This is a genomic window from Ruegeria denitrificans (assembly GCF_001458295.1).
Lineage (GTDB): Bacteria > Pseudomonadota > Alphaproteobacteria > Rhodobacterales > Rhodobacteraceae > Ruegeria > Ruegeria denitrificans.
Genome location: NZ_CYUD01000003.1, coordinates 291225 through 303305 on the forward strand (window position 1 = coordinate 291225; position 12081 = coordinate 303305).

12 protein-coding genes are annotated in these 12081 nt (G+C 58.1%); 4 read left to right on the plus strand and 8 right to left on the minus strand.

Features of this window, described 5'->3' with window-relative positions:
- Positions 1-151 precede the first annotated feature (151 nt).
- Positions 152-1087: a hypothetical protein gene (locus RUE5091_RS06185; protein ID WP_131726279.1), complete on the plus strand. Its 936-nt coding sequence runs from the start codon at positions 152-154 to the stop codon at positions 1085-1087.
- 84 nt (positions 1088-1171) lie between these two features.
- Here RUE5091_RS06185 and RUE5091_RS06190 read toward each other — a convergent pair whose 3' ends face one another.
- From RUE5091_RS06190 to RUE5091_RS06220, 7 genes are all read right to left on the minus strand, one after another.
- Positions 1172-2392, minus strand: a complete 1221-nt coding sequence (locus tag RUE5091_RS06190; protein WP_058281003.1) for an MFS transporter — start codon at positions 2390-2392, stop codon at positions 1172-1174.
- A gap of 70 nt (positions 2393-2462) precedes the next feature.
- Positions 2463-3059 (minus strand): YceI family protein, encoded by a 597-nt coding sequence (locus tag RUE5091_RS06195; RefSeq protein ID WP_058281004.1) that lies wholly within the window; start codon positions 3057-3059, stop codon positions 2463-2465.
- On the minus strand, positions 3056-4270 hold the full coding sequence (locus RUE5091_RS06200; RefSeq protein WP_058281005.1) for an MFS transporter: 1215 nt from the start codon (positions 4268-4270) through the stop codon (positions 3056-3058). Before RUE5091_RS06200 ends, RUE5091_RS06195 begins: the two co-directional genes overlap by 4 nt.
- A 64-nt stretch (positions 4271-4334) precedes the next feature.
- A complete protein-coding gene (locus RUE5091_RS06205; protein ID WP_058281006.1) occupies positions 4335-4955 on the minus strand; it encodes an ImuA family protein in 621 nt (206 codons plus the stop codon).
- 59 nt (positions 4956-5014) lie between these two features.
- Positions 5015-5596, minus strand: a complete 582-nt coding sequence (locus RUE5091_RS06210) for a retropepsin-like aspartic protease family protein (protein WP_058281007.1) — start codon at positions 5594-5596, stop codon at positions 5015-5017.
- A gap of 41 nt (positions 5597-5637) precedes the next feature.
- Positions 5638-6261: a MarC family protein gene (locus RUE5091_RS06215; RefSeq protein ID WP_058281008.1), complete on the minus strand. Its 624-nt coding sequence runs from the start codon at positions 6259-6261 to the stop codon at positions 5638-5640.
- Positions 6258-8111 (minus strand): ABC-F family ATP-binding cassette domain-containing protein, encoded by a 1854-nt coding sequence (locus RUE5091_RS06220; RefSeq protein WP_058281009.1) that lies wholly within the window; start codon positions 8109-8111, stop codon positions 6258-6260. Before RUE5091_RS06220 ends, RUE5091_RS06215 begins: the two co-directional genes overlap by 4 nt.
- A 104-nt stretch (positions 8112-8215) precedes the next feature.
- Here RUE5091_RS06220 and RUE5091_RS06225 point away from each other — a divergent pair, with 104 nt between their 5' ends.
- A complete protein-coding gene (locus tag RUE5091_RS06225) occupies positions 8216-9418 on the plus strand; it encodes a multidrug effflux MFS transporter (RefSeq protein ID WP_058281010.1) in 1203 nt (400 codons plus the stop codon).
- 102 nt (positions 9419-9520) lie between these two features.
- Positions 9521-9943 carry a nucleoside-diphosphate kinase gene (gene ndk, locus RUE5091_RS06230; protein ID WP_058281011.1) on the plus strand — a complete coding sequence of 141 codons (423 nt, stop codon included), beginning with the start codon at positions 9521-9523 and terminating at the stop codon, positions 9941-9943.
- A gap of 53 nt (positions 9944-9996) precedes the next feature.
- Here the strand turns inward: ndk and RUE5091_RS06235 are convergent, their stop codons facing one another.
- Entirely contained in the window at positions 9997-10344 is a 348-nt protein-coding gene (locus tag RUE5091_RS06235) for a TfoX/Sxy family protein (protein ID WP_058281012.1), read from the minus strand.
- Between the two features lie 218 nt (positions 10345-10562).
- Here RUE5091_RS06235 and RUE5091_RS06245 point away from each other — a divergent pair, with 218 nt between their 5' ends.
- Positions 10563-12080, plus strand: a complete 1518-nt coding sequence (locus RUE5091_RS06245; RefSeq protein ID WP_058281014.1) for a CHAD domain-containing protein — start codon at positions 10563-10565, stop codon at positions 12078-12080.
- The last annotated feature ends 1 nt before the right edge of the window (position 12081 follow it).

Genomic DNA, 12081 nt, shown 5'->3' on the forward strand with positions numbered 1-12081 from the left:
GCGCGCCCATCTATCTTATGTAACCGGTCAGCAAAAGCCCGGTTTCGTCGATAAACGCTCGAAAAGACGTGTAAGTGCACGTCCAACATGGTCTTCGCGTGATGATCCTGAACCATGTATGATGGGCATGCAGTTTTTCATGGGGGATAATATGAAGATATTTTTGGTTCATCGCCTGATGCTGGTGTCCGTAGTTCTCTGTCTAGCCATATTCACGGCGCCCGACGTTCGAGCCGACCAAGGTGAAGCCATGGATGCGATCGAAAGTTTTGACAAGGCGATGCTGACGATTTTTCGCCGTGGCCAGGATGCCCTGACGTCGCAGACGCGGCCGGTCATGGTGATCGCCAAAGATGTTACGGTTCTGTCCGAGAAGGGTCAGGTATCGTTTCCAAGGGGTGCGCCAGACTATCTGATATTTAAATCTACATCCCATGTTCTTCTGGGGATTATCGGCGCGGTTACGCCCTGGCCTGAAGAAAATGCCGGGGACGCACGGTGGAAGGAGGATTTTGCTGCTATATCTCAAGAAATTGATACGCTGCTGGCAGCAATAGATGGGCTCGACCTGTCTAAAGAAGAGATTGCCCGACAAAAACGGATGCTTGCGGATGCGCGTACCTTCACGCAGCAGGCCGTTACACGTGGGACGCTGACTCGGCAGGATGTTGCAGATGCGATCAACAACATGCGTCCGATCTGGGCGGCAAACATGCGCGAAGCGGCGCGGGCCGAGTTGGCAACGTTACATAAGGCGGTGTCAGATGCGCGTAACGCGGTCAGTAAAGAAGACTGGGATGAAATGTATGTCGTCCATCACGGCGGATCCAATGTTACGGGGATCAACGTCGTCGAACTGTATCTGGAACGCGTGATGCCGCAGAAAGTTGCGGCAGGTCAGGTTGTGTTCGCTGAAAATGCACATGGTAACAAGGCGATGGCCGACTTCGTTGGATATGAAAGAATGCAACGTCTCGTAGGTGCTTGGGCTTTCGGGGATCCAGGGCGTATGGAAGTTGACCTGTTGGGGTATGAAGCAGGTTCGATTCTGGATGAAATGATCCCCTCGCCACCGCCTTCGGATTAGAGTTGTTGAGGGCTGTATTTTATCCGCCCATTGGGGCCATCGACACAGCAGTAGTCGAATGGGGGCGCGGGATTTCCCGGCCCTTTACTCTTCTCTCGATCTTTTCAGCAATCGTCCGATGGTGAACGAGGTGCGTGGGGCGTAGACATAGTTGGTCCGCTCGTCCGGTGTTGGACGCGACCGCATCCGGGCCAGACCAAAGCCGATCAGGGCCAGGTGCCCGGTGGCGACAAATGCAAACAGGGCGCTTGGCCCGAATTGCTGGATCAACGTGGATGAGACATAGGGCGCAGCAATTGCCCCCAGCGCGTACCAGAACATCAGCGCGGCTGACAATTCGACTCGTTCTTCCGTTGTGGCAAAGTCATTCGCGTGGGCTGATGACAATGAAAAGATCGGGAATGTCGTCAGGCCAAAGAACCCGGCAGCCAGCATGACACCAACGGTGCCGGTCCCACTAGCGGCCATCGTTACTCCGCAGCTAAACACCGCCGCCGCGGACAGCCAGATCAGCACCCAGCGTCGGTCGTATTTGTCGGCCAGCCAGCCCAGCGGGTATTGCGCCAGCGCCCCGCCCAGAACAAACGACGCTAGGAAGAAGGCGATTTGATCCACACCCAACCCAACCTCTTGCCCGTAAACCGGACCGACCATACGGAACGAGGCCGAGCTGAGCGCCGCGACGATCGCTCCTGCCACCGCCAGAGGGGAGCTGCGCCAGGCCAATTTGGGTCGCAGGCGCGGGGCGTCCGGTGTGATTGGCTGGCTGGCACGGGTCAATGTCAGTGGTAGCAGCGCGGCGCAGCACAGGATCGCCAGCAGGTTATACGAGACGTACGAGGCCGGCGGCAGAACGGCAATGATCAATTGCGCCCCTAGCGATGCCCCCATATCAACAAACCGATATGTCCCCATGGCCCGACCGCGGGTTTCGTTGGTGACCTTGGCGTTCAACCAGGCCTCGATCACGGTGTAGCAACCCGCAACGCAAGTGCCCGAGGCGATCCGCAATGCAGCCCACAGATAGGGATTGTCGGTCAAGGTGTGCCCAATCAACCCCATCGCACCCAGGGCCGTGCAGACAGCAAAGGCGCGTGAATGACCGACATTTCCCATTAGCCGTGGCGCCCACCAGCAGCCAATGAAAAAGCCAATGAAATGCGATGAGCCGAGCAGACCGATCTGCTCGGTTGTGAAATTCAGTGTAAAGCCGGAAATGGCATCCAGCGGCCCAACGCCGCCTGAGGAAAGCTGCAGCAGAATGACTGAAAGAAAGAGGGCGGCAAAAGAAATGATCGTGCGCATGATGGGGGCACCTTGGCGGAAATTGTCAGCGATGCACGCACCTAATCGACTCTGGGGCGTCGTTTTTTGCCTATTCGGCCTTTTTGATCTCTGCCTGGATGTCCAGCCCGACGGTATCTTGCACCAGATCACTATAGCCGGACGCTCCGAAGTCATGGCGATTGAGCGATCCGGTCAAGCGGATCGAAAGCATATCAAGATTATCTGCAGTGCTGCCAGGTGGTCGATGCAGGTCGGCTTGTAAGGTGATCGGATGAGTCACACCGCGCAGGGTTAGATCTCCGGTGATTTCCGCCCCGCGCGAGATACGCCCGCCTTCGCCAAGCCGCACCTCGGTTGACGCAAAATGTATGGTTGGAAATTGCTGGACGTCCAGCACTCCTGCGCTCAGCATTGCGGTTCGGGCGAAGGGCAGTTTAGTGCGGGCTTCAGCGGCGTTCAGGGTCACGCTGACCTGGCTGTTGATCAGATCGCTCAGGTCGATCTGGATATCAGCCGAGTGGATTGGCATTGTGCCGGATTGTGCAAGTCCCGACAGGTCAAAGGTAAAGTCGACGGATGTGCCTTGGGACACCAGCTCGTATTGAGTAAGCGCGGCATGAGCCGGGCGTGATAGGGGCAGGGCGGCCAGCCCGGCCAGCAAGGTACGCCTGGTCATCAGAGTCATGCCGGCACCCCGTGCCCGCGAGGGCGCGATCGGTGCAACAGCAGCACTAGGATGGCAATGTTCAAGCCATTCCACAGGATGCCATTGATGAAGGCCAGTTGGTAATTGCCGGTCGCGTCGTAGATCCATCCCGACATCCAGCCACCCAAAGCCATGCCCATGATGGTCATCATCATCACGAACCCGACCCGTGCGCCGGCCTCTTGCGGGGGCATGTATTCGCGCACGACCAAGGCATAGCTGGGCACGATTCCACCCTGAGCCAGCCCGAACAACAAGCTGATGACGTAAAGCGATACCATCCCGTCATAAGGCAGGAACAGAAACAGGGCGATGCATTGCAGAACCGAGCCGATCAGCAAGGTCATGATCCCACCCAGCTTGTCTGCGACCAGCCCCGAAATGACCCGGCTGACGACACCTCCCAGCAGCATCAGAGACAGCATTTCTGCGCCGACGGCGGGGCCATAGCCAAGCCCGACGCAGTAAGACACGATGTGGACCTGTGGCATCGACATGGCCACGCAACAGCCGATCCCGGCCAGACCCAGGATGTATTGTAGGGCACGCGGTGAAATCCCGACGCTACGCGCGTTGATTTGCGCGCTGACGGCGGCAGTGCTGTGCGCCTCGGCTGGAACCTGACGGCGCAGAAGTAAGGATAGAGGGATAACAACTGTCAGTGTCACGACAGCCAGGGTCAGATAGACCTGTTGCCAGCCGTCGCGGGCCAGAATTCCGGCCAGCAGAGTGGGCCAGATTGCCCCGGACAGATAGTTGCCACTGGCAACCAGCGCGACGGCAATCCCGCGTCGCCGCATGAACCAATGGGAAATGTCCGCGATCAAAGGCCCAAAACCTATGGAGGCACCTAAGCCCATCAACAGATGCGCCGCCGAGAGCATCAGCATGTTCGGGGCCAATGTCGCCAACAGGTAGCTGACTGCGCTTAGCACAGAGGCGCCGATCAGCGCTTTGGTCACGCCCAGTCGATCCATCAATTGCCCCAGCCACATATTCCCCAACGCAAAGCCGATCATGGCAAGCGTGTAGGGCATCGACACCTCGGCCCGACCGGCGTTGAACTGTACCTCGATGGCGGGCATCACCACGACCACCGCCCACATTCCGGCATTCGCCACCATGGCGATGCCAAGCGTGATCAGAAGGCGAAGCCAGGAATATCGGCTGTCATGGATTGGATGGCCCATGCTGGCACGCTAGGGTGGGGGTCTGGCTTTTGCCAGTCACAAGTTTCGTGAACTGCGTGATGTGTCACGCCAAAACATCTTCGGTCTCGATCAGGTTCAGATTCAGCCCGGCGCGCGGTTTGGTCTGGGTGGCCTGCCAACTGACCGGGGGTAGGGCGCGGGCGCGGCGGCGGGTCAGGGTCCAGCGGCGGGCCTCGCCCTGATGGTTTGCGGCCATGTGCCAGCGGGTTTCGACCCCTTGCGCGCCACCGTCGCCGGGCGTCAGCAGCAATCCCAGCGGCGCCCGTCCCATCGCGCCGCCCTGTTCGGCGGCCAGATGCATGCGCCGCACCGGCGTCAACCCCGGCGCACCCGGCAGATCGCCGATGATCAGCGGAATGGCCCCGCTGCGCAACGCCTCTTCCATGCACCATAGCAGGTCCTCGGCGCGGGTAGGGCAGACGAACAGGAAACGGGCGGGATCGGCAAAGGGCATCATCCCGTCGGGGTTCAGTTGGCCGGGCTCCCACGCAGGGGAAATCCACAGCACTGGCCCCTGCGCCTGACCGGCCAGCCACATGGCAAAACTGCGCCGGGCGGGGCCGCAGGCCTCGTGCACGCGGGCCAGTTGCAGGGTGATCTGAGGGTGCAGGGTCAGCCCCGGTGCATCACGCGCGGGTTTATGGCCAAGAAGGTTTGTAGACATGCCAGCAGTCTAGCATGTTCTTGCTTTGTTCTCAATCCGGGAATGCCGCCGCGGACCTTTTACCGAGACAGTATCAAGCGGCCATCGGTGAATTGGATATTCGAAAAGCGATGCAGGTAATCCATGCCCAGCAGTGATTGGCGCAGGTCTCCTTCGTTGACCCAAGCCGCGACGCCGTGGTCAGTGATTGGCCCCAGCTCGAGACTGTCCAACCGGACGGGCGCGGTGCGCACCTCTCCGTTCGCGGTCGAGGCGCGGCCGAGATAGTTCAGCTGGTCGGGATCAATACCAATGCGTCTGGCATCCTGATCGCTGAGCACGATCTGGCTGGCGCCGGTATCGACGAGGAAGGTGATTGGCTCTCCGTTCACCACAACAGGCAGGTAATAGTGACCGTCATAGGCGCGGGGCACTTCGATCGTTTCGCCGGTGACAGTCATCTGCGGGGCAGGGCCGACGGTTGATCGGATGTCTTCCCACAGTCCAACAACGGCAATGGCACCAACGAAAATAAACACCCAGGCCATGGCCTGCTGCATGGTTTTGTTCAAAGACTGACGGTTCTGTGAGACGAACCATGCCACCAACGCCGCACCAAGCAGTCCCAAATACGCCAAACGTGCAATGCTGTCGCCGTCCATACCCTAACCCTTACCACATTCACTTTAAGGTATATGGGGATTTACGACGCAAAACCAAAGGCCTTGAGGCCGTCCAATATGAACTGAACTGATAGCGCGGCCAGCAGCATTCCCAGCAGCCGGGTCAACACATTCAGCCCGGTCTTCCCCAGAATGCGCGCGATCAGACCGCCCGACAGGAAGAAGGTCAGAACCACGGCCATCACTGCCAGCATCACCAGAATAGCTTCGAATATGCCCAGAATGCCCGGATGCTGTCCGGCCAGCAGGATGATCGTTGCAATCGAGCCCGGTCCGGCCACCAGCGGAATTGCCAGAGGGAACACTGACGGGTCGGGGTGTTCTTCTTCCTCTTCAACCCGGTCTTCGCGTCGTTTGGTGCGGCGCTCGAACAGCATGTCGAGCGCGGTCAGAAACAGCAGCGCTCCGCCGGCGACTTTGAAGGCCTCCATCGAGATACCGACAAAGCCCAGCACAGCCTCGCCAAAGGCTGCAAAGGCGATCAGAATCCCCGAAGCCACAGCACAGGTGCGCAGCGCCACCTTGCGGCGTGCGCGGGAATCCATCCCCTGCGTCAGCGCTACGAAGATCGGAGTGGTGCCAAAGGGATCAATCACCACGAACAAGGTGGTGAAAGCGGTAATGAAAAAGGCCAGATCCATCATGCGGCACCTTCAGCGTTTTCAAGACGTTCAGCGGCAGCCACCCAAAGAGATTCTGCCTTTTGCATCGCTTCGACTACCTCGGCGAACTTGCGGTTCCAGGCTTCCAGATCGTTGATTTTATCGTCTTCATACAGCGCCGGGTCAGCAAGTTTGGCCGACAGTTTTTCGTGCATATCCGTCAGCTTTTCGATCCGGTCCTCGCATTTGCGCAGGTCGGCGCGCAGGGCCTGCATTGCATCACGCGAAGGGCGTTTGGGCTTTGCCGCCAGTGGCTTTTCACGTGCCGGTTTGTCACGGGCCTGCAGCATAGTGCGATAGGACTCGAGGTCTCCGTCGAAGAGTTTGACCGTTCCGTCCGAGACCAGCCACAACCTGTCGGCAACCAGCGACAGCAGGTGCATATCGTGGCTGACCAGAACGACGGCACCGGAATAGGCGGTCAGCGCCTCGACCAACGCTTCGCGGCTTTCAATGTCCAGGTGGTTGGTTGGCTCATCGAGGATCAGCATATGCGGCGCGTCGATAGTGGCGATCAGCAATGACAGACGGGCCTTTTGGCCACCCGACAGACGCCCGACCAGTGTTTCTGCCTGATCCGTATTCATGCCGAAGCCTGCCAAGCGCGAACGCCATTTACCCGGAGCCTCACCCGGGCGCAGGCGACGCAGGTGGTCGAGTGGCGTTTCGTCCACATGCAGCTCGTCCACCTGATGCTGTGCGAAATAGCCGATGCGCAGCTTGTTGCTGCGAGTCATTTTGCCTGCCATCAAAGGCAGGCGGTCGGACAGAAGCTTGGACAAGGTTGATTTACCCTGACCGTTTTTACCCAACAGCGCGATCCGGTCGTCCTGATCAATGCGCAGGTTCAGGCGGCGCAATACTTCGGTTTCGCCATAGCCCGTCACACCACCTTCGATCTGGATGATCGGGGGCGACAGTTCCTCTGGCTCAGGGAATGAAAATGCCCGCAGTGCGGCCTCTTGAGGGGTCGAGACCAGCTGGATGCGTTCGATCATCTTCAATCGCGACTGGGCCTGAACGGCTTTGGATGCTTTATAACGAAACCGGTCCACGAAGCTCTGCAGGTGGGCGATACGGGCCTTGGCTTTGGCGTTTTCCGATTCCGCCTGTGCCAGCCGCTCGGCGCGGCGTTCGGCAAATTTGTCATAAGGCACCGCGTAATAGGTCAGCTTGCGGTCTTCCAAGTGCAGGATCGACCCAACCGCGCGGTTCAGCAACCCGCGGTCGTGACTGATGATAATCACCGTATGCGGATACTTGGCCAGATAGCTTTCCAGCCACAGCGCGCCTTCAAGATCCAGATAGTTGGTCGGTTCGTCCAGCAGCAGCAGATCGGGTTGCGAGAACAAAACCGCCGCCAACGCAACGCGCATCCGCCAGCCGCCCGAGAAATCGGAACAGGGGCGCAGCTGATCCTCGTCATCGAACCCCAGACCTTTGAGGATCGAGGCCGCGCGGGACTCGGCAGACCAGGCGTCGATATCGGCCAGGCGAGTCTGAATCTCGGCAATGCGAGCGGGATCTTCGGCGCTGTCGGCCTCGGCCATCAGGGCACTGCGCTCGGTATCGGCAGCCAGAACCGTGTCGATCAACGACACGTCGGACGAGGGCGCCTCTTGCGCCACGCCCCCAATCCGGGCGCGTTTCGGTAGAACGATATTACCCGATTCCAACGCCAACTCGCCCCGGATCAAACGGAACAGAGTGGTTTTGCCGGTGCCGTTGCGCCCAACCAGACCGACCTTGTGGCCATCGGGAATGGTGGCGCTGGCGCCGTCAAACAGAGGGCGGCCTTCGACCGCATAAGTGATGTCTTCGATCCGTAACATGGGCCGCTCATAACAGAGCATTCCGGACGCCGCCAGCGGGTTGGCATGTTCATCGAACGGCCTATGTGCTAGCGCTGGTCAGATTGGCTTTTAACGGTTTAAGTATGCGCGCGGCTTCTTCGCCTCCTTCTCTGGTAACATTGGTGTTCGCCACGGCGATTTCCGTACTGTCGCTGAATATGTTCCTGCCGTCTTTGGCCCGAATGGCCGGAGATTTTCAGGTCGACTACGCGCTGGTGAACCTGTCGGTGGCTGGATACCTGGCGGTGTCTGCGGTGCTGCAACTGATCATGGGGCCGTTGTCCGACCGGTTCGGCCGAAGGCCTGTTCTACTGATCTGCATAGCGGTCTTTGTTGTCGCCTCAGTTGGATGTGTCTTGGCCGAGTCGATCTGGACCTTTCTGGGCTTTCGCTTGCTGCAAGCGGCTGTGGTCGCCGGGCCGGTGCTGTCGAACGCCGCGATCCGGGATATGCACCCGCCGAACGAGGCAGCCAGCAAACTGGGCTATGTTGCGATGGCGATGGCGCTGGCCCCGATGCTAGGGCCGATGTTGGGCGGTGCACTGGACAGCCTATTCGGTTGGCGCGCAGGTTTTGTGCTGTACTCGGCTCTGGGGGCGGGGATGCTGCTGTTGCTGTGGGTCGATATGGGTGAGACTAATACCAACCGCTCATCAACCTTCGCGGCGCAGTTACGCGAGTACCCTCATCTTTTTCAGGCCCGCAGGTTTTGGGGTTATTCCTTGTGCGCAGCCTTCTCGATCGGAGGGTTCTACAGCTTCATCACCGGCGCGCCCCTTGTGGCCGCAGCTTGGTTTGATCTGAGCCCTGCGATGCTGGGTCTGGGGATCGGCATCATCACCGGTGGCTTCATGGTGGGCAATTTCATCACCGGACGGATCGCCGCCAGAACACCGCTGACAACGATGATTTTGATTGGACGCATCGTTGCGTCCACCGGGCCGCTTTTGGGTCTGCTGCTATTCCTTTTAGAGCTAGGCTCAGTCTGGGTGTTCTTCGGGTCGGCCATCTTTGTTGGCTTTGGCAACGGGCTGACAAACGCCAATGCCTCGGCTGGTTTGATGTCCGTCCGCCCCAAACTGGCTGGCAGTGCCGCGGGCCTGTCAGGCGCGATGATTGTGGCGCTGGGGGCGGTTCTGACCACGCTGACGGGGCTGTGGGTCAGCCCTGAAAACGGCCCGTTTCTGGTTCTGGGAATGATGTGGGCTTGCAGCTTTGCCGGATTACTGGCCGTTGTCTATGTACGCTGGGTTGACCGTCAGGACCCATTGCCCGAGGCGATCTGAGCCGCAGCGCATCATAGTGCTTTTCATATCAGACAGACCATGCTACCCGGCGCGCGATGGATTTCGGCGCGAACCCGCGCCTTATGTTAAGGAGAGGCCGACATGGCACTGGAACGCACATTCTCGATCATCAAACCCGATGCAACCCGCCGCAACCTGACTGGCAAGATCAACGCCAAGTTCGAAGAAGCTGGCCTGCGCATCGTCGCGCAAAAACGCATCCACATGACCAAAGCTCAGGCTGGCAAGTTCTATGACGTCCACGCCGAGCGTCCTTTCTATGACGAACTGTGCGAATTCATGTCGTCGGAGCCGGTTGTTGTTCAGGTTCTGGAAGGCGAAGGCGCCATTGCAAAGAACCGCGAAGTAATGGGCGCAACCAACCCCGCAGACGCGGCCCCCGGCACTATCCGCGCCGAATTCGCTGAATCGGTTGGCGAAAACTCGGTCCACGGTTCGGACGCCCCTGAGACAGCAGCGATTGAGATCGCGTACTTCTTCTCGGGTATCGAACTGGTCGGCTAAATCGCCGTCAGATTGGATTCATGGGCCGCTCCTGGTAAAGGGTGCGGCCTTTTTCATACTGGTTTCAAATCGTCCGGTGACACCCGTACGCCGATGGCATCCAGATCCGAAATCATCTGGGTTTCAGGCATCGCAGTGACACTGGCTTTGATCGCATCGAACCGTTGCCGCAAAGCCTTTTTTTCGTCGCCTTTGCAATCATTCCACGGACGGCCCTGCAACCCCATGACCAACACATAGTAGCCAATGAAATGTGGCCGGGTTCCGGCCCGTAATACCCGGGCATAAGCCTCATCCGGCCCCATATCGCGCAACTGCTGGGCAGAGCGGATACCGACACGCGCGCAGGCTTTCTCGAACGCCGGGCCAAGGTTGCGGATTGAGGAGATGGGGTCAGACATGCGTCCCTTTTAGCTGGGTGTTTTGAGGCTGTCGACCTGATGTGCGGTTCCTTTGACATCAAGCTTGCCAGACGGAATAGTATGCGATTTCATGCTGTCATGAGGGTGTCGATGTTCAAGATCAGGGAGGCCGCAGAGAAACACGGCAAGAACACACCCCTGTGGTTGGATGGCAGTGCGTTGCCGAGCCTTGATGCGTTGAACATGGATTGCGTGTGATGGGGCGAAAACCGCGGTTCTTCGCCCTTCCAGGCAATTTCGATCAGGATAAATTCTCAGGCATGCTCAAGGGTTTCACGGTAGCGTTTGAATCGTCAACGGCTGCCCGATCCTTTGATCTGTTGGATTGCCACGATCAGACCCTGCGGGCCAAAGGGCGATTGTTGATCGAATCAGAGCGCACCTTACAGTTGCTGAAAAGCGACGGCAGCGTTCTGGTTCAGGACGGCAGTGGCACAGGTCAGTTCGTACAGGACCTGCCGGATGGGCCCGTCCGCGCAGGGTTGAAAAGTTTCCCCAAGCTGCGCGCGTTGATGCCTGTCGGCTCTGGCACTGTCAAAGCCAAAAACTTTGCCGTTCTGGATGACCTGCAAAAGACGCAGGTGCGGGGTAGTGTCCTGTCTTTGTCCACAGGTCATGGGAAGGTGACGTTTCTGACCGTTCAATCCATGCGTGGATATAAACGTGCCTTTCTGGACGTTTGTTCGGCGCTAGAGTGCATGGCTGGCGGGGCGTCGGAAAAAGAAGAACTATTTCAGCGCCTTCTTCCCGACACTATACCCTATGTCGCCAAGCCCGAAATCAAGTTGGGCAAACAGCAACCCTCAATCGAAGTGGCGGTTGAAATCGTCCGTACATACCTTGAGGTCGCTCGGCAGAACGAGGCGGGGATTGTCGCGGATATCGATACGGAATTTCTGCACGATTATCGCGTGTCTCTTAGGCGTGTGCGGTCTGTCTTGAGCTTGTTCAAAGGCGTGTTTTCCACGGAGCAAACAACCGCGTTGAAACACGAATTCTCGAACTTAATGGCCTTGACGGGACGGATGCGGGATTTGGATGTCTATCTTTTGGAAAAAGATATTTACTTCAATCTGATACCGGCAAATCTTCATCATGGAGTTAATGCCATGTTCGCGCAGTTTGCAAAAGAACGTAACCGGGAACTGACGACGCTGAACCGGCGTTTTCGCAGTGCGGCTTATGACAGGCAGATGACCCAGCTGGTGCGACTGTTTGCTGACACCAAGGGGCTGGAAACCGGATCCAACGCAGATCGCGGTGCCTATGACTATGCCTGTGCGTTGATCTGGAAACGCTACCGCAAAGTGTGCAAACGGGCGCGTGGTATTACTCCGAAAACGCCGGACGAAGCCGTGCACGAGCTGCGGATAGACTGCAAAAAGCTACGCTACTTGATGGAGTTCTTTGCCCCTTTATTCGATAAGGGCGAATTCAAGTCGATCATCAAGCCATTGAAAATTATGCAAGAAAGTCTTGGACTGTTTAACGATTATTCAGTCCAACAAGAGGCACTGCTTGAGTTCGTTGCCACCCAAAGCGATGCTCAAAACCGGACAAACGCGCAGCTTGCCATGGCCGTTGGAGGGCTGATCGCCGTGCTCGATCAGCGTCAAAAGACTGAACGCGACCGTGTGATCGCAAATTTCCAGCATTTTGACAGTTCGAAAATCCAGACCCTGTTCCGCACTCTGTTTCGCCATAAGGAGAATTGAC